The organism is Streptomyces sp. NPDC046876, assembly GCF_040645035.1.
Taxonomy (GTDB): Bacteria; Actinomycetota; Actinomycetes; order Streptomycetales; family Streptomycetaceae; genus Streptomyces.
On the sequence record NZ_JBEYXK010000007.1, the window covers coordinates 37,928 to 55,882 of the forward strand.

Annotated in this window: 17 protein-coding genes; 11 read left to right on the forward strand and 6 right to left on the reverse strand. The window is 72.1% G+C overall.

The window, feature by feature from the left end; all coding sequences use genetic code 11:
* Positions 1–120 precede the first annotated feature (120 nt).
* Entirely contained in the window at positions 121–2,853 is a 2,733-nt protein-coding gene (aceE, locus tag ABZ924_RS06540; RefSeq protein ID WP_361905029.1) for a pyruvate dehydrogenase (acetyl-transferring), homodimeric type, read from the forward strand.
* A gap of 140 nt (positions 2,854–2,993) precedes the next feature.
* On the forward strand, positions 2,994–3,818 hold the full coding sequence (locus tag ABZ924_RS06545) for a potassium channel family protein (RefSeq protein ID WP_361905031.1): 825 nt from the start codon (positions 2,994–2,996) through the stop codon (positions 3,816–3,818).
* Here the strand turns inward: ABZ924_RS06545 and ABZ924_RS06550 are convergent.
* Together ABZ924_RS06550 and ABZ924_RS06555 are read right to left on the reverse strand one after the other, a co-directional pair.
* Complete coding sequence (locus ABZ924_RS06550) at positions 3,799–4,131, reverse strand: peptidase inhibitor family I36 protein (RefSeq protein WP_361905382.1); 333 nt, start codon at positions 4,129–4,131, stop codon at positions 3,799–3,801. The genes ABZ924_RS06545 and ABZ924_RS06550 overlap by 20 nt on opposite strands.
* 369 nt (positions 4,132–4,500) lie before the next feature.
* A complete protein-coding gene (locus ABZ924_RS06555) occupies positions 4,501–6,117 on the reverse strand; it encodes an MFS transporter (protein WP_361905034.1) in 1,617 nt (538 codons plus the stop codon).
* A gap of 138 nt (positions 6,118–6,255) precedes the next feature.
* Here ABZ924_RS06555 and ABZ924_RS06560 point away from each other — a divergent pair, with 138 nt between their 5' ends.
* From ABZ924_RS06560 to ABZ924_RS06570, 3 genes are all read left to right on the forward strand, one after another.
* Positions 6,256–6,900, forward strand: coding sequence for a TetR family transcriptional regulator (locus ABZ924_RS06560; protein WP_361905036.1), 645 nt, complete (start codon positions 6,256–6,258; stop codon positions 6,898–6,900).
* A 297-nt stretch (positions 6,901–7,197) separates the two neighbouring features.
* On the forward strand, positions 7,198–8,337 hold the full coding sequence (locus tag ABZ924_RS06565) for an alpha/beta hydrolase (RefSeq protein ID WP_361905385.1): 1,140 nt from the start codon (positions 7,198–7,200) through the stop codon (positions 8,335–8,337).
* Between the two features lie 75 nt (positions 8,338–8,412).
* On the forward strand, positions 8,413–9,267 hold the full coding sequence (locus ABZ924_RS06570; protein ID WP_361905039.1) for a DUF4429 domain-containing protein: 855 nt from the start codon (positions 8,413–8,415) through the stop codon (positions 9,265–9,267).
* A gap of 28 nt (positions 9,268–9,295) precedes the next feature.
* Here the strand turns inward: ABZ924_RS06570 and ABZ924_RS06575 are convergent, their stop codons facing one another.
* Entirely contained in the window at positions 9,296–10,312 is a 1,017-nt protein-coding gene (locus ABZ924_RS06575) for an aldo/keto reductase (protein WP_361905041.1), read from the reverse strand.
* Positions 10,309–10,689: a MerR family transcriptional regulator gene (locus ABZ924_RS06580; protein WP_361905042.1), complete on the reverse strand. Its 381-nt coding sequence runs from the start codon at positions 10,687–10,689 to the stop codon at positions 10,309–10,311. The genes ABZ924_RS06575 and ABZ924_RS06580 overlap by 4 nt, the downstream gene beginning before the upstream one ends.
* Before the next feature lie 70 nt (positions 10,690–10,759).
* On the opposite strand from ABZ924_RS06580, the gene ABZ924_RS06585 reads away from it, so the two are divergent.
* Positions 10,760–11,587, forward strand: coding sequence for a serine hydrolase domain-containing protein (locus tag ABZ924_RS06585; RefSeq protein ID WP_361905387.1), 828 nt, complete (start codon positions 10,760–10,762; stop codon positions 11,585–11,587).
* 33 nt (positions 11,588–11,620) lie between these two features.
* Here the strand turns inward: ABZ924_RS06585 and ABZ924_RS06590 are convergent, their stop codons facing one another.
* Complete coding sequence (locus ABZ924_RS06590; protein WP_361905045.1) at positions 11,621–12,274, reverse strand: pirin family protein; 654 nt, start codon at positions 12,272–12,274, stop codon at positions 11,621–11,623.
* A 69-nt stretch (positions 12,275–12,343) separates the two neighbouring features.
* On the opposite strand from ABZ924_RS06590, the gene ABZ924_RS06595 reads away from it, so the two are divergent.
* The 5 genes from ABZ924_RS06595 to fabF all read left to right on the forward strand — a co-directional run bounded on the left by ABZ924_RS06595 (position 12,344) and on the right by fabF (position 17,229).
* The gene (locus ABZ924_RS06595; protein ID WP_361905048.1) at positions 12,344–13,549 is read left to right on the forward strand and encodes a helix-turn-helix domain-containing protein; all 1,206 of its coding nucleotides are present in this window, start codon (positions 12,344–12,346) and stop codon (positions 13,547–13,549) included.
* Positions 13,550–13,638: 89 nt separating this feature from the next.
* Complete coding sequence (locus ABZ924_RS06600; protein ID WP_361905051.1) at positions 13,639–14,556, forward strand: ACP S-malonyltransferase; 918 nt, start codon at positions 13,639–13,641, stop codon at positions 14,554–14,556.
* Positions 14,557–14,575: 19 nt separating this feature from the next.
* Positions 14,576–15,580, forward strand: a complete 1,005-nt coding sequence (locus ABZ924_RS06605) for a ketoacyl-ACP synthase III (RefSeq protein WP_361905053.1) — start codon at positions 14,576–14,578, stop codon at positions 15,578–15,580.
* Positions 15,581–15,635: 55 nt separating this feature from the next.
* Entirely contained in the window at positions 15,636–15,884 is a 249-nt protein-coding gene (locus ABZ924_RS06610) for an acyl carrier protein (RefSeq protein WP_361905055.1), read from the forward strand.
* A 79-nt stretch (positions 15,885–15,963) separates the two neighbouring features.
* Positions 15,964–17,229: a beta-ketoacyl-ACP synthase II gene (gene fabF, locus ABZ924_RS06615; protein WP_361905058.1), complete on the forward strand. Its 1,266-nt coding sequence runs from the start codon at positions 15,964–15,966 to the stop codon at positions 17,227–17,229.
* Between the two features lie 154 nt (positions 17,230–17,383).
* Here the strand turns inward: fabF and ABZ924_RS06620 are convergent, their stop codons facing one another.
* Complete coding sequence (locus ABZ924_RS06620) at positions 17,384–17,878, reverse strand: DUF3145 domain-containing protein (RefSeq protein ID WP_361905061.1); 495 nt, start codon at positions 17,876–17,878, stop codon at positions 17,384–17,386.
* Positions 17,879–17,955: the final 77 nt, after the last annotated feature.

Below are 17,955 nucleotides of genomic sequence, written 5' to 3' on the forward strand. Positions count from 1 at the left end.
CATCGTGAATCGCCGACTCCAGGGATTACCCAGTGGTAGAGATGACGATTGGGACCGAGCGTAAGACCATGGGAGGCGGCGAAACCCGAGGCACGACTCCCCTGACAGCGAAGGAACAGCGTGGCTTCCGCATCCGATCGCAATCCGATCATCATTGGCGGCCTGCCGAGCCAGGTCCCGGACTTCGATCCGGAGGAGACGAAGGAGTGGCTCGACTCCCTGGACGCCGCCGTGGACGAGCGCGGCCGTGAACGCGCCCGCTACCTGATGCTGCGCCTGATCGAGCGGGCCCGCGAGCGGCGCGTGGCCGTGCCCGAGATGCGCAGCACGGACTACGTCAACACGATCGCCACCAAGGACGAGCCGTTCTTCCCCGGCAACGAGGAGATCGAGCGCAAGGTCCTCAACGCCACCCGCTGGAACGCGGCCGTGATGGTCTCGCGCGCCCAGCGCCCGGGCATCGGCGTCGGCGGCCACATCGCCACGTTCGCCTCCTCCGCCTCGCTCTACGACGTGGGCTTCAACCACTTCTTCCGGGGCAAGGACGAGGGCGACGGCGGCGACCAGATCTTCTTCCAGGGCCACGCCTCGCCCGGTGTCTACGCCCGCGCCTACCTGCTGGACCGGCTCTCCGAGCAGCAGCTCGACGCCTTCCGCCAGGAGAAGTCGAAGGCCCCGTACGGCCTGTCGAGCTACCCGCACCCGCGGCTGATGCCGGACTTCTGGGAGTTCCCGACGGTCTCGATGGGCCTCGGCCCGATCGGGGCGATCTACCAGGCCCGGATGAACCGGTACATGGAGGCGCGCGGGATCGCGGACACCTCCAAGTCACACGTATGGGCGTACCTCGGCGACGGAGAGATGGACGAGCCGGAGTCGCTGGGCCAGCTGTCGCTCGCCGCCCGCGAGGGGCTGGACAACCTGACCTTCGTCGTCAACTGCAACCTGCAGCGGCTCGACGGCCCGGTGCGCGGCAACGGGAAGATCATCCAGGAGCTGGAGTCGATCTTCCGGGGCGCCGGCTGGAACGTCATCAAGCTGATCTGGGACCGCTCCTGGGACCCGCTGCTGGCCCAGGACCGCGACGGCATCCTGGTCAACAAGATGAACTCGACGCCGGACGGCCAGTTCCAGACGTACGCCACCGAGACCGGTGCGTACATCCGCGAGCACTTCTTCGGCGACGACCAGCGGCTGCGCGCCATGGTCGAGGGCATGACCGACGACCAGATCCTGCACCTGGGCCGCGGCGGCCACGACCACAAGAAGATCTACGCGGCCTACGCGGCGGCGCGCGCCCACAAGGGCCAGCCGACGGTGATCCTGGCAAAGACGATCAAGGGCTGGACCCTCGGCCCGAACTTCGAGGGCCGCAACGCCACGCACCAGATGAAGAAGCTGACGGTCGACGACCTCAAGCGCTTCCGCGACCGCCTGCACATCCCGATCACGGACGCGCAGCTGGAGAACGGCGCCCCGCCGTACTACCACCCGGGCCGCAACTCGCCCGAGATCCAGTACATGCACGACCAGCGCAGGTCGCTGGGCGGCTACGTGCCCACCCGCGTGGTGCGCGCCAAGCCCCTGCAGCTGCCGGACGACAACGCGTACGCGGCGGCCAAGAAGGGCTCGGGCCACCAGGCGATCGCCACGACCATGGCCTTCGTCCGCATCCTGAAGGACCTGATGCGGGACAAGGAGATCGGCAAGCGGTTCGTGCTGATCGCCCCGGACGAGTACCGCACCTTCGGCATGGACGCGTTCTTCCCGAGCGCCAAGATCTACAACCCGCTGGGCCAGCAGTACGAGGCGGTCGACCGCGACCTGCTGCTGGCGTACAAGGAGTCGCCGACCGGCCAGATGCTGCACGACGGCATCTCGGAGGCGGGCTGCACGGCCTCGCTGATCGCCGCGGGTTCGGCGTACGCCACGCATGGCGAGCCGCTGATCCCGGTGTACGTCTTCTACTCGATGTTCGGTTTCCAGCGCACGGGTGACCAGTTCTGGCAGATGGCCGACCAGCTGGCGCGCGGTTTCGTCCTGGGTGCGACCGCGGGCCGGACCACCCTGACGGGTGAGGGCCTTCAGCACGCCGACGGTCACTCGCAGCTTCTGGCGGCGACGAACCCGGGCTGCGTGGCGTACGACCCGGCCTACGGCTACGAGATCGCGCACATCGTCAAGGACGGCCTGCGCCGGATGTACGGCCCGGAGGCCGAGGACGTCTTCTACTACCTGACCGTCTACAACGAGCCGATCCAGCACCCGGCGGAGCCGGCCAACGTCGACGTGGACGGCATCCTCAAGGGCATCCACCGGGTGGCCACGGGCACCTCCGGCGCGGTGCCGGCGCAGATCCTGGCCTCGGGCGTGGCGGTGCCGTGGGCGCTGGAGGCCCAGCGGATCCTGGCCGAGGAGTGGAACGTCAAGGCGGACGTCTGGTCGGCGACCTCCTGGAACGAGCTGCGCCGCGAGGCCGTCGAGGTGGAGGAGCACAACCTGCTCCACCCGGAGGAGGAGCAGCGCGTGCCGTACGTGACGCGCAAGCTCTCGGCGTCGGAGGGTCCGTTCGTCGCGGTGTCGGACTGGATGCGGGCCGTCCCGGACCAGATCTCCCGCTGGGTGCCCGGTGCGTACACCTCGCTGGGCGCGGACGGCTTCGGCTTCGCCGACACCCGCGGCGCAGCCCGGCGCTTCTTCCACATCGACGCCCAGTCGGTGGTGCTGGCGGTGCTGACCGAGCTGGCCAAGGAGGGCAAGATCGACCGCTCCGCGCTGAAGCAGGCGGTGGACCGCTACCGCCTGCTGGACGTGGCGGCGGCAGACCCGGGCGCAGCGGGCGGCGACGCGTAGCACGCCGGGCCGGAATGCAACGAGGCGGCGGGCCGGGGCACGCAGTGCGCCCCGGCCCGCCGCGGTTGCCCCGGCCGCTGCCGCCCTGCGCGGGTCCGTTCCGGGCCCTGTGGCTTTACCTGTTCCTTACGATGCTCCGTATGAAGCAATCCTCCCGCCAGCTGCGGTGGGAGCGGCGGAGCCAGACCCCGCTGCTCGTACTCGCCGTCGCGTTCGCCGTCGCGTACGCCGTCCCGATCGTCGCGCCGGATGCGGACGCGCGGGTGCACCGGGCGTGCACGCTCACCGAGTGGGTGGTGTGGGGCGCCTTCGCCGCCGACTATCTGATGCGGCTGGGCCTGTCGACGGCCAAGCGGGCTTTCGTACGGACGCACTGGCTCGACCTGGCGGCCGTGCTGCTGCCGATGATCCAGCCGCTGCGGCTGCTGCGGCTGGTGGCCACCCTGCTGCTGGTGGGCCGGCGGGCCCGGATGGCCCCGCAGATCCGGCTGACCACGTACGTGGCGGGCGCCGTGGTGGGGCTGCTGATGTTCGGCTCGCTGGCCGTGCTGAGCGTGGAGCGGGACGCCCCCGACGGCAACATCAAGAACCTGGGCGACGCGGTCTGGTGGAGCTTCACCACCATGACCACCGTCGGCTACGGCGACCACTCCCCCACCACCGGGCTCGGCCGGGTGCTCGCGGTGGGGCTGATGCTGTCGGGCATCGCCCTGCTGGGTGTGGTCACCGCGAACATCGCCGCCTGGTTCATCTCCCGTTTCGAGCGCGACGACCAGGTGGAGCGGGCCCAGACCGCCGCCATCGCCGAGCTGGCCGCCGAGGTACGGGCCCTGCGCGCCGAGGTCGCCCGGCTGGGCGGGACCGCCCCGGGCGCGGGGGCCGAGCCTGCGGCCCGGCTGCCCGAGGCGGCCCCGGCGGCGGCTCCGGCGGCCGCGCCCGCTGCGGTTACCGCTCCCAGACCTTGAAGGCCCGGATCAGGTAGGGCGACTCGGGCAGCTGGACGCCGTCGCCCGGATAGGTCTGGAACTCTCCCGTCTCGGCGCACACGGCCGACTGGTAGGTCGTCACCGGCCGGCCGGTGCGGTTGATGAGGGACTGGGCACTGGTGCCCTCGGGCAGTGCGGTGCAGCTGTTGATGTCGAGGGTGCTGAGTTCGCGCGTGGTGCGGGTGCCCTTGAACTCCGGCTTCGCCCACAGGCACAGCTGCCCGGTGGCGCAGGGCACCGCCTTCTTCGGCGGCGGGCCCGCGGCGTGTGCGGTGCCCGCCGTACCCGGGATCAGGGCCGCGAGCGCCAGGACGGCGACGGCCAGGACCGTGCTGCGCCCGGTGCCGCCGCCGCGGACCGCGGCAGCGGCAGCGGGTCGGGCGCCTGCGGTGGATCGGAGGCCGGCGGTGGACCGGGTGCCGGTGGTGCGTCGGGTGCCGATGGTGCGTCGGAACGCGGCTCGTGCGGGGGAACTCGTACGCATGACGGGTCAACTCCTGGTGGACGGTTGCGCCCCGGACGGTTTCCGAAGGCGCCTCGGCACCACGCTGACCTGCGCGGACGGCTCGGCGGAAGGGGGTCGGGGCGGGTCCACCCTGATAGGCGACAGCCCCGCCGGAAGCGTCCGGCGGGGCTGGACGGGGAGCGGTGTTGACGCGTCTCAGACGTGGGCCGCGCCCGCCCCGGCGGCGGCGTTCTCCCCGCGCCGGGTGAAGCAGGCCACGACGGCGGCCAGTACGGCGACCGCGCCGGCAACGGTGAAAGCCGTGCTCATCCCGGACACGAAGGTGTCGTGCGCGACCCCGGTGATCGCCTCGGCGAGCTTCGGCGGAGCCCCCGGCGGGACCGGGGAGATGCCGACCTGGACCCCCTTCTCGGCGAGGGCCTGCTGCTCGGGCGTGAGCGGCGGGAGCTGCGCGGCCCGCCACTTGTCCCCGAACGAGTCACCCACGGTGCGCGCCATGACCGCGCCGAGGACGGCGGTGCCGAGGCTGCCGCCGACCTGCATGGCGGCCTGCTGGAGCCCGCCGGCGACCCCGGAGAGCTCCAGCGGGGCGTTGCCGACGATGACCTCGGTGGCGCCGACCATGACGGGGGCCAGGCCCAGGCCGAGCAGGGCGAACCACAGCGACATCTCGAGGGTGGAGGTGCCCGGGGTCAGCCCGGACATCCCGAAGCAGGCGACGGCGGTGGCGGCCATGCCGGCGACCAGCGGGATGCGCGGGCCGACGGCGGTGATGGCGGCGCCCGCGAGCGGGGAGCCGACGATCATCATCCCGGTCAGCGGAAGCAGGTGCAGGCCGCTGTCGACGGGGCTCATGCCGTGCACGTTCTGGAGGTAGAAGGTCACGAAGAACAGCCCGCCCATGAACGCGAACGCCATCAGCACCATGAGCACCGTGCCCGCGGACAGCGGCAGCGAGCGGAACATCCCCAGCGGGATCAGCGGCTCGGCGGCCCGGGACTCCCAGACGGCGAAGAGCACGAAGCAGACCACGGAGACGGCCAGGAAGAGCAGGGTGCGCCCGTCGCCCCAGCCCCACTCGGAGGCCTTGATCAGCGCCCAGACCAGCGAGAACATCGCGGCCGACAGCAGCACGACGCCCGGGATGTCGAAGGAGCGCGGCGCGTTCTCGGCGCGGTGGTCGAGCAGGATGACCAGGCCCAGCGCGAGCGCGAGGATGCCGACGGGCACGTTGATGAAGAAGACGGACTGCCAGCTGACGTGCTCCACGAGCAGGCCGCCGACGATGGGCCCGGCGGCGGTCGAGGCGCCGATGACCATGCCCCAGATCCCGATGGCCATGTTGAGCTTCTCGGCGGGGAAGGTGGCACGCAGCAGGCCCAGCGCGGCGGGCATCAGCAGCGCGCCGAACAGGCCCTGCGCCACGCGGAAGCCGATGACGAGCGCGACGCCGGTGGAGAGGCCGATCGCGGCGGAGGCGGCGGCGAACCCGACGATGCCGATGAGGAAGGTCTGGCGGTGGCCGAAGCGGTCGCCGAGCTTTCCGGCGGTGACGAGGGAGACGGCGAGCGCCAGCAGGTAGCCGTTGGTGATCCACTGGACGTCGGCGAGCGAGGCGCCGAGGTCCTGCTGGATCGCGGGATTGGCGACGGCGACGATCGTGCCGTCGAGGGTGACCATCATGACGCCGACCGCGACTGCCAGGAGCGTCAGCCACGGGTGGCCGCGCAGCCCGGACCGGGCCGGCGCCGGCCCCGGTCGCCCGACGGGAGTTCGGTCGTCCTTCTCGTGGACGGTGATCTGATGAGTCATGCAAACAGGCTAATGACAGCGACTGACACTTCACAGACGGCTTAGCAGGACGCCGGCTGTCAGGTCGGTCACAGGTACCCTGACCGCTTACTCAGCGTCAGATGTCGCCCTCCCGCCCCAGAAAGGACTCGCGCGGTGATGACCGACGAGCGCCCCGCGCCGGCGCCCGGACTACGCGAACGCAAGAAGCGGCGCACCCGCGACGCGCTGCTGCGCGCCGCCCTCCTCCTCTTCGTCGCGCAGGGGTACGAGCGCACCACCGTCGACGAGATCACCGAAGCGGTGGACGTCTCCCAGCGCACCTTCTTCCGGTACTTCGCCAACAAGGAGGAGGTCGCCTTCGCCGCCCAGGACCTGGTCGAATCGCACTTCCTCGCCGCCCTGCGCTCCCGTCCGCCCTCCGAGGGCCCGCTCGCCGCGCTGCGGGGGGCGGTGCGCGTCGCCTGGGACACGGTCGAGGAGGCCCTGTCGGACGTGGTGCCGGTCGACCTCTACATGCGCACGTACCGGCTCATCGAGTCGACGCCCGCCCTGCTCGCCGTCCACCTGCGCCGTTCAACGGAGTTGGAGGAGCAGATCGCCCGGCTGCTCGCGGAGCGGGAGGGCCTGGACGTGGACACCGACCCGCGCCCGCGCGTGGCCGTCGCCGCGTTCTCCGGGGTCATGCGGGTCACGGGGAGGCTGTGGGGTCAGGGCGAGGACGCCAGCGTCGACGCGATCCGGGACATGACCGAGGCATACCTCGACCAGATCGGCCCGGCGCTGGCCGCGGACTGGCACTGAGCCCGGGCACAACGCGCTTGTGGCGTGCACCACATGAACAAAGTGATCCACGCGAACCGTGTGAACCATGTGAACCATGAGAGCCGCACGAACTGCGCGAACCGTGCGATTCACCCGTATCCCGTGAATCACGTGAAAGGGGTCACGCGTGAGCCCGGTCACCCCCTGCACCGGGCCCCGTTGCCGTCTCCTAGGCTGGACCCAGTGAACCTGCCCGGCCTCGCCCACCCCCCTGCCGGCGCCGACCCGCGCCCCGCCGCCCTGCGCACCCTGCTCGCGCTCGCGGTCGTCTTCATCATGCTGGCGACCACCGGCTGGACCGCCGTCCACCGCCCCGACGCCGGGACCTCCCTGCGGGCCGCGGCCCTCGCCGCCTGGTCCACGGCCCGGATCGACGGCCGGTCCCTCCCGCCCGCCGACGCCCCCGCACGCACGGTCGCCCGGTTCTTCGCCGACCTCGACGCCACGGGCCGGGCCAGGCTCGCCGAGACCCACCCCTTCGTCGTCGGCAACCTCGACGGGGCGCCCGCCGCCCTGCGCTACCGGGCCAACCTGCGCGCCCTGGAGCAGGCCGAGCAGGTGGAGGAGGCCCGCAGCCGCGACGTCAGCCTGACCCCGGCCGACCGCACCACGGCCGGCCGGCGCGCCCACCGCTTCGCCTCCCTGGCCACCCCGGGCCGGCAGATCCTCGTCTTCGACCCCACCGGCGGCGGCCTCGTCGCCGAGGTCTTCGGCGACCTCGACCGCGCGAGCCGGGTCTCGGTGATCGTCCCGGGCGTCGACACCGACGCGCTCACCTTCGAGCGCAGCCAGCGGCGCCTGACCGCCCCCGTCGGCATGGCGCAGTCCCTGTACGAGGCCGAGCGCGCGGCCGCGCCGGACAGCCGGACCGCGGTCATCGCCTGGGCCGGCTACGTCGCGCCCACCGGTGTCGGCATGGACGCGGCCACCGGCCGGATGGCCGTCGACGGCGCGGTGCGGCTGGGGGCGTTCACGGCGTCCCTGCCCGGGGACGCGAGCGTGGCGCTGTTCTGCCACAGCTACGGGTCGGTGGTGTGCGGGGTCGCCGCGCACGCCCTCCCGGCCCGGGTGACGGACGTGGTGGTGGCGGGCAGCCCCGGCATGCGGGCGGGCTCGGCCGCCGAACTGGGCACCTCCGCGCGGGTGTGGGCCACGCGGGACTCCGGGGACTGGATCGCCGACGTGCCGCACCTGGAGGTGGGCGGGCTGGGCCACGGCGCCGACCCGGTCTCGCCGGGGTTCGGCGCGCGGCTGCTCTCGTCGGCCGGGGCCAGGCTGCACACCGGCTATTTCGAGCCAGGCACCGGATCCCTGGACAACTTCGCCAAAATCGGAACCGGCGCGTTCGGTTCCGTGGTCTGCGCGACCGGCGACGATGCCTGCCGCCGCGGAATTTCCGGGACAGACACGGACTGACACGTGTAGAGCCCCGAAAAACGGGCCCCGCACCGAGGGGGACGCACAGGGGCCCGTCCCTTTACCATGTGCCGCATGGGTGACGTACTGGCCGGAAATCATGCCGTCTGGGAGTTCGACTCGGACTCGGTGCTCATCCGCTTCGCACGGGGGATGCGAACGCCACGACTCTGGCATGCCCTCGGGGCCCGGCGGATCCCCTTCGAGGCGCTCTCCGCGGTGCACCTGACCTCCCGCGGAACGGGGGGCAGACGCGACACGACGGTGCTGCACGCCGTGCCGAGACCGGGCGCGGATCCGCTGATGGAAGCCGCCGCGGGGCAGCTGCGCGAGGCGAGCGACCCGTACCGCCTGGTCGTGCCCGGCGACCGGGCCGCACAGGCGGCCGCCTTCGCCGACGCGCTGCGGAGCCGGCTCGGGCCCGCCGCGGGCGAGCCGGCCGGGCGCTTCCTGGTCGAGGCGGCAGAGCCGCCGCTGCAGCTGAAGGCGTACGACGCGCGCGTGGGCTTCGACGGCTCGGCCGTCAGCTTCCACTGGTCGCGCACGGGCGCCACGGGAACCAAGTGGAAGGCGGGCGACCAGCGTTACGAGGTGACGGAGCTGGCCGGGATCGAATGGCGCTCCCCGGAGGGCCCGGGCGGCCACCTGCGGCTCATACGCCGCGACGGCGCGCCCGGCGACCCGCGGCCCGACCACGACCTGGCCGCCGCCGTCTTCGGCACCGGGTACGGCGCGGTGCACGAGTCGCTGCCGTTCGCCGCGGCCGTCCTCGCCTCCCTGCGCGTGCGCACCCCGGTCGCCTCGGTCCCGGCGCCCCGCGCCGACGAGCGCCTGCACCACCTGAGCGAGCTGCACAGCGCGGGGCTGCTCACGGACGGGGAGTACACGGCCCTGCGCGACCGCTTCGCCGCCGACCTCTCGGGGGCGTAGCGGTCGCGCGCCGCACCTGCCCGTGCCCCTACGCCTCGCGGGCCGCCGAGGTGGAGGCCATGTCCGGGTAGCGGTCCCCCGCCACCTGCGCCGCGATCGGCTCCAGCAGGGCCAGTTCCTGCCCGGTCAACTCGATCCGGGTCGCGGCGGTGTTCTCCGCGAGGCGCGAGACCTTGCGCGTCCCCGGGATCGGGACCACGGCGAGGTGGTGGACCTGGGCCCGCTGCTGCACCCACGCCAGCGCGATCTGCGCCGGCGTCGCCCCGTGCGCCTGTGCGATCTGACGCACCGGCTCCAGCAGGGCCGCGTTCGCCTTGGCGTTGTCGCCGGTGAACCGCGGCTGGAACGCCCGGAAGTCGCCCGCGGACAGCTCGGCCGCGTCCGCGAACGCGCCGGTCAGGAAGCCGCGCCCGAGCGGGGAGTACGGCACGAAGGCCACGCCCAGCTCCGCCGCCGCGGCCACCGCGCTGCGCTCCACGTCCCGGCTGAACAGCGACCACTCCGACTGCAGCGCCGCGATCGGGTGCACCGCGTACGCCTCGCGCAGCTCCGCGCCCGTGACCTCGCTGAGCCCCAGGTGGCGCACCTTGCCCTCCTGCACCAGCTCGGCCATCGTGCCCACCGACTCGGCGAAGGGCACCGCCGGGTCGTACCGGTGCATGTAGTAGAGGTCGATCACGTCGGTGCCCAGCCGCCGCAGGCTCGCCTCCACGGCCTGCCGGATGTACGCGCGGTCGTTGCGGATCCCGCGGTACTGCGGGTCGTCGGTGCGCTCTATGCCGAACTTGGTGGCGAGGGTGATCTCGTCGCGGTGGGCGGCCACGAACGGGGCGAGGAACTCCTCGTTGCGGCCCCGCCCGTAGATGTCCGCGGTGTCGAAGAGGGTGACCCCCGAGGCGAGCGCCGCCTCCAGCGTCTCGCGGGCGGCCGCCTCGTCGGTCTCCCCGTAGAACTCGCTCATCCCCATGCAGCCCAGGCCCTGGATGCCGACCAGGGGGCCGCCCTTGCCGAGTGCGACCTGCTCGATGGTGGTGTTCTGCGTCATTGCCGTGCAGCCTTCCCCGTATAAAGCTCGATCTTGAAGTCCAGTACGGCGAGCGCGTCGGTCAGCTCCGTGATCCGCGCCCTCACCTCGCGCCGCGTCCGCTCCAGCAGCTCGCGGCGCTGGTCGACGGTGTGCTCGCCCTCGCGGACCAGCTCGGCGTACCTGACCATGTCGGCCACCGACATCCCGGTGGCCCGCAGCTTCCCCACGAAGGCCAGCCAGTGCAGGTCGTCGTCGCTGAAGCGCCGCTGTCCCGAGTGGGACCGGTCCACGTGCGGCATCAGGCCGATCCGCTCGTACCAGCGCAGGGTGTGCTGGGTCAGACCGGTGCGTGCCTCGACCTCGCTGATCGTGTACCGCGTCTGCGTCAGGGTCATGGCGAACACGCTAGAACCCTTGAGTGCACTCCAAGCAAGTAGGCTCGGCGGCATGGAGAGCGTGGAGACCCTGCAGAGCCTGCGGCTCATCGACAACTGGCCGGTACCGACCGCCGCGGCGGCCGTCGTGCGCGCCGACGGGAGCCTCGCCGGCTCCCACGGGCCCGTGGACCACCGGTTCGCGCTGGCGTCGGTGACCAAGCCGCTCGCCGCGTACGCCGCCCTCGTCGCGTACGAGGAGGGGGCGATCGAGCTGGACGAGCCCGCCGGCCCCGAGGGTTCGACGGTCCGTCACCTGCTCGCGCACACCAGCGGCCTGGCCTTCGACGACCACCGCGCGACGGCCCCGGCCGGGACGCGCCGGCTGTACTCCAACGCCGGCTTCGAGGTGCTCGGCGACCACATCGCCAAGGCCACCGGCATCCCCTTCGCCGAGTACGTGCACCAGGCGGTGTTCGAGCCGCTCGGCATGGCCTCCACCACCCTGGAGGGCTCACCCGCCAAGGACGGCGTCTCCACCGTGTCCGACCTGGTCAGGTTCGCGGCCGAGCTCCAGGCGCCCCGACTGCTCGACGTGCGCACGGTCGCCGAGGCCACCGCCGTGGTCCACCCCGGCCTCAAGGGCGTGCTCCCCGGGTATGGGCACCAGTCCCCCAACGACTTCGGGCTCGGCCTGGAGATCCGCGGCACCAAGTCCCCGCACTGGACGGGCGCCGGCTCCTCGCCGCGCGCCTTCGGCCACTTCGGGCAGGCCGGCACCTTCCTGTGGGTGGACCCCGACGCCCGCGCCGCGTGCGTGGCCCTGACGGACCGCCCCTTCGGCCCCTGGGCCGTGGAGGCCTGGCCGCCGTTCACTGACGCGGTGCTCGCCGAACTGTCCGGGCGGCTCCACCGCTGAGCCCGCCGCGGCCCCCGGAGCCGCCGCCGGGCGCTACGGCAGCACCCAGATCAGCAGTTCCCCCGGGGATCCGGCGAGCACCGCCAGCCCCTGTTCGCCGGTGATCCGGGCCGAGTCGCCGGGGCCGAGCTCCTGCCCGTCCAGGCGCAGGTCGCCGCGGACGACGTGCACGTAGAGGCGCTCGGCGGCCGGCAGGGCGATCCGCTCGCCCGCGGCGGGCCGCCGCACGTGCAGGGCGGCGCCGGCCGCGGGGACCTCGTACGGGGTGCCGTCGGCGAGTCCGCGCACCAGCCGGTACGAGGGCTCCCCGCCGGCGGCGAGCGGCGCGAGCCAGGTCTGCACGAAGCGCAGCGGGGCCGCGCCGTCGTTGCGCTCCACGTGCCGCGCGCCCGATCCGGCCCCGAGGTGCTGGACGTCGCCGGGGCCGACCAGGGTGGTCTCGCCGGTGCTGCCCTTGTGCGTGAGCTCACCCTCGATGACCCAGGTGACGATCTCGGTGTGGCTGTGGGGGTGCTCCTCGAAGCCGGCGCCCGGGGCGAGGCCCTCCTCGTTGCAGGCGAGGACGGGGCCGAAGCGCAGGTTGTCGGGGTCGTAGAACGGGCCGAAGGAGAAGGCGTGCCGGGTGGTGATCCCGGCGGCCGGGTCACCGCCCTCGTACCGGTCGGCCCCGCGGCGGACATCAATCATGGGGCCACCGTAGACCCTGGGTGTGAGACCCGGCTCCGCGTCGCCGCCCGGATAAGGCAGTCTTGTCCCGTGCCCCAACCCGAACGTGAGCATTCCCCCGCGCATCCCGCTCCCGCCCATCCGCACTCCGCGACGCTGCGCCGACTGGAGAAGTCCTCCGGTCGGCTCGCCGCCAACGCGATCCAGCGGATGGACGAGACCCTGCCGTGGTACCGGGCGATGCCCCCGGAGAACCGGTCGTGGATCGGCCTGGTCGCGCAGGCCGGCATCGCCGCGTTCACCGAATGGTTCCGGCACCCCGAGACCCCCCAGGCGATCTCCACCGACGTCTTCGGGACCGCTCCGCGCGAGCTGACGCGGGCGATCACGCTGCGCCAGACCGTGGAGATGGTCCGCACCACGATCGAGGTGATGGAGGCCGCGATCGAGGAGGTGGCGGCCCCCGGCGACGAGTCGATCCTGCGCGAGGCGCTGCTCGTGTACGCACGGGAGATCGCCTTCGCGACGGCCCAGGTGTACGCGCAGGCCGCCGAGGCGCGCGGGGCGTGGGACGCCCGCCTGGAGTCCCTGGTCGTGAACGCGGTGCTGTCGGGCGAGGCGGACGAGGGCGCGCTGTCGCGGGCCGCGGCGCTCGGCTGGAACTCGCCGGAGCACGTGTGCGTGGTGCTCGGCACCGCTCCGGAGGGCGACAGCGAGCTGACGGTCGAGGCGATCCGGCGCGCGGCCCGGCACCACAAGCTGCAGGTCCTCACCGGGGTCCTCGGCGACCGGCTCGTGGTGATCGCGGGCGGCAGCGACAACCCGCTCCAGGTGGCGAAGTCGCTGATCGGGCCGTTCGCGGCCGGACCGGTGGTGGCCGGCCCCGTGGTGGCGGATCTGCTGAACGCCACGAAGTCGGCGCAGGCGGCGGCCGCCGGACTGAAGGCCTGCACGGCCTGGCAGGACGCGCCGCGGCCGGTGCTGGCGGACGATCTCCTGCCGGAGCGCGCGATCGCCTCGGATCCCTCGGCGCGGGAGCAGCTGGTGGAGGAGATCTACAGACCGCTGGAGGAGGCGGGCTCCGCGCTGCTCGAGACGCTGAGCGTCTACCTGGAGCAGGCGAGCAGTCTGGAGGGTGCGGCGCGGATGTTGTTCGTGCACCCCAACACGGTGCGCTACCGGCTGCGACGTGTGACCGACGTCACCGGATGGTCGCCTTCCGATGTCCGTTCGGCGTTCACCCTGCGGATTGCCCTGATCCTCGGGCGTCTGGCCGACAACGATCAGCAGTCCTAGACTTTTGTCGGACATCAACAATTACCCTGACGGTTCTTGGTCCCTGTCCCCACGGGCGGCAGGGACCATCCACAAGAGAGAGTGTGAGGGTGCTCGTACTCGTCGCTCCCGGCCAAGGCGCACAGACGCCCGGCTTCCTGACTCCCTGGCTCGAACTGCCCGGCGCCGCCGACCGCGTCGCCGCGTGGTCGGACGCCATCGGGCTCGACCTCGCCCACTACGGCACGAAGGCCGACGCGGACGAGATCCGCGACACGGCGGTGGCGCAGCCGCTGCTGGTGGCCGCCGGTCTGCTCTCCGCCTCCGCGCTGGGTGCCGCGTCGGCGTTCGGCGCCGTCGCGGGCCACAGTGTCGGCGAGATCACGGCGGCCGCGTACGCGGGTGTGCTGTCCGACGCGGACGCGCTGGCGTTCGTACGGACCCGGGGCCTGGCCATGGCCGAGGCCGCCGCCGTCACCGAGACCGGCATGGCCGCGGTGCTGGGCGGGGAGCGCGACACCGTCGTCGCGCACCTGGAGAAGCTCGGTCTGACCCCGGCCAACATCAACGGCGCGGGCCAGATCGTGGCGGCGGGCACCAAGGAGCAGATCGAGGCGCTCGTCGCCGAGAAGCCCGAGGGCTCCATGAAGGTCGTCACCCTGCAGGTGGCGGGCGCCTTCCACACGCACCACATGGCTCCCGCGGTCGCGACGCTGGAGAAGGCCGCGCAGGCCCTCGCCCCGGCCGATCCGGCGCTGAAGTACGTCTCGAACAAGGACGGCCTGGTCGTCACCGAGGGCGCCGACGTCGTCGCCCGCCTGGTGGGCCAGGTCGCGAACCCCGTCCGCTGGGACCTGTGCATGGAGACGTTCGCCGAACTCGGCGTCACCGGCATCGTGGAGCTCAGCCCGGGCGGCACGCTGACGGGTCTGGCCAAGCGCGCGCTCAAGGGCGTTCCGAGCGTGGCCCTGAAGACCCCGGACGATCTCGACAAGGCCGCAAGCCTCCTCGCCGAGCACGCGGCCTGAGAGAAGGAGCCCACACCGCATGTCGAAGATCAAGCCTGCCAAGGGCTCCCCGTACGCCCGGATCCTCGGTGTCGGCGGGTACCGCCCGAGCCGGGTGGTCCCCAACGACGTCATCCTCGAGAAGATCGACTCCTCCGACGAGTGGATCCGCTCGCGCTCCGGCATCGCGACCCGTCACTGGGCCTCGCCGCAGGAGACCGTCGCCGCGATGTCGGTGGAGGCCGCCGGCAAGGCGATGGCCGACGCGGGCGTCGCGCCGGAGCAGATCGGCGCCGTGATCGTCTCGACGGTCTCGCACTTCAAGCAGACCCCGGCCGTCGCGACCGAGATCGCGCACCGGATCGGCGCGGTCAAGCCGGCCGCGTTCGACATCTCCGCGGGCTGTGCCGGCTTCGGCTACGGCCTCACCCTCGCCAAGGGCCTCGTCATCGAGGGCTCGGCTGAGCACGTACTCGTCATCGGCGTGGAGCGGCTGTCGGACCTGACCGACCTGGAGGACCGCGCGACGGCCTTCCTGTTCGGCGACGGCGCCGGCGCCGTGGTCGTCGGCCCCTCGGACGTGCCGGCCATAGGCCCCACCGTGTGGGGTTCGGAGGGCGACAAGTCCGAGACGATCAAGCAGACCGTGCCGTGGGACGAGTACCTCGGCAAGGACGGCGGCGAGAAGTTCCCGGCCATCACGCAGGAGGGCCAGGCGGTCTTCCGCTGGGCCGTCTTCGAGATGGCCAAGGTGGCCCAGCAGGCGCTCGACGCCGCCGGTGTCACCCCGGACGACCTGGACGTCTTCATCCCGCACCAGGCCAACATGCGGATCATCGACTCGATGGTGAAGACCCTCAAGCTGCCGGAGCACGTCACGGTCGCACGTGACGTGGAGACCACCGGCAACACGTCGGCCGCCTCGATCCCGCTCGCCATGGAGCGGCTCCTGGCGACCGGAGCGGCGAAGAGCGGCGACACCGCGCTCGTCATCGGCTTCGGGGCGGGGCTCGTCTACGCCGCGACGGTCGTTACCCTCCCCTAGGGCCGGGAAACGTTTCCCGCCCCGTTTCACGCAATAGCTAGAGAAGGAGCGCCACATGGCCGCCACGAAGGAAGAGATCATCGAGGGTCTCGCGGAGATCGTCAACGAGATCGCCGGCATCCCGGTCGAGGACGTCGAGGAGGACAAGTCCTTCACCGACGACCTGGACGTCGACTCGCTGTCCATGGTCGAGGTCGTCGTTGCCGCTGAAGAGCGCTTCGACGTGAAGATCCCGGACGAGGACGTCAAGAACCTGAAGTCGGTCGGCGACGCCGCGAAGTACATCCTGGACCACCAGGCCTGAGCCTGACGAGCGTTTGTCGCCACCCGGCGGTGGCGCCGTGAACATTCAGCACCCCTTGAGACGTGGAGAAAGAATTCCTGTGAGCCCGACCAATCGCACCGTGGTCGTCACCGGTATCGGCGCAACCACTCCGCTGGGTGGCGACAGCGCTTCGACCTGGGAAGGTCTGCTCGCCGGTCGGTCCGGCGTCAAGCCCCTCGAGGGCGAGCGCTTCGCCGAACTCCCGGTTCGAATCGCCGCTCCGGTCGCCGTGGACCCGAGCGAGGTCCTGCCCAAGCCGCTGGCCCGCAAGCTGGACCGCTCGGCCCAGTTCGCGCTGATCGCCGCGCGCGAGGCGTGGGCGGACGCCGGCTACACCGCCCCGGCGGGCGAGGACGCGTCCGTCGCGCCCGAGCGCCTGGGCACCGTGATCGCCTCCGGCATCGGCGGCGTCACCACTCTGCTCGACCAGTACGACGTACTGAAGGAAAAGGGTGTGCGCCGGGTCTCCCCGCACACCGTCCCCATGCTCATGCCGAACGGCCCGTCGGCCAACGTCGGCCTGGAGGTCAACGCCCAGGCGGGCGTGCACACCCCGGTCAGCGCCTGCGCCTCCGGCGCCGAGGCCATCGGCTATGCCGTCGAGATGATCCGCACCGGCCGTGCCGACGTGGTCGTCGCCGGCGGCACCGAGGCGGCGATCCACCCGCTGCCGATCGCCGCGTTCGCCAACATGATGGCGATGTCCAAGAACAACGAGAACCCCGAGCAGGCCTCCCGCCCGTACGACAAGGGCCGTGACGGCTTCGTGCTGGGCGAGGGCGCGGGCGTCGTGGTGCTGGAGTCCGCGGAGCACGCCGCCGCGCGCGGCGCCCGGGTCTACTGCGAGGTGCTGGGCCAGGGCCTGTCCGCGGACAGCCACCACATCGCGCAGCCGGAGCCGACCGGCCGCGGTGTCGCCGCCGCCGTGCAGAACCTGCTCGACAACACGGGCCTGGACCCGGCCGAGCTGGTCCACGTCAACGCGCACGCCACGTCGACCCCGCAGGGCGACACGGCCGAGGTGAAGGCGCTGCGCAAGGTCCTGGGCGACGACCTGGACCACATCGCGATCTCCGCCACCAAGTCGATGACCGGTCACCTGCTGGGCGGCGCCGGCGGTATCGAGACCGTCGCGACCGTGCTGGCGCTCTACCACCGCATCGCCCCGCCGACGATCAACATCGACGAGCTGGACGAGGACATCACGGCGGACATCGTCCGCGGCGAGCCGCGCAAGCTGCCCGTCGACGGTCCGATCGCCGCGATCAACAACTCCTTCGGCTTCGGCGGCCACAACGTCACGCTGGCGTTCCGAAGCGTCTGACCCCCTCTCTGCGCCTGAACCGGCGCCGCTCTCGCGGCGCCGGTTGCTCGCCGTCTGGGTTCCTCAATTGATGGCTGAGGTGTTCGTCGTCGAGTAGCACACGCAGAAGGCCCACCCGGGAATCACCGGGTGGGCCTTCTGCGTGTGTCGCGGCTCAGACCACCTGGTGGAGCCAGCGGACCGGCGCGCCCTCGCCGGCGTAGCGGAAGGGCTCCAGCTCGTCGTCCCACGGCTTGCCGAGCAGCTTGGCGATCTCCGCCTCGAGGTCGGTCTCGCCGCGCGCGGAGCGGGCGAGGGCGGCGCGCAGCCGGTCCTCGGGGATCAGGATGTCGCCGTGCAGGCCGGTGACGGCGTGGAAGATGCCGAGTTCGGGGGTGGAGCTGTAGCGCTCGCCCTCGGCGGTCGGGCAGGGTTCCGCCGTCACCTCGAAGCGCAGCAGGTGCCAGCCGCGCAGCGCGGAGGCGAGCTTCGACGCCGTTCCCGCATCGGCCTGCCAGGAGAACTCGGCTCTCCAGGTGCCCGGGGAGGCGGGCTGCCGGATCCAGTCGAGGTTCACCCGCACCCCCAGCACGCCCGCAACAGCCCATTCCACGTGCGGGCAGAGCGCGCGCGGTGCGGAATGCACGTACAGAACTCCACGTGTCGTCACCGGGACCTCCAGTGTGGGACGAGGTCGGGAATAAACTCCAGAAACCGGACAGAATGTGACGTGATGTAACTTAGCGG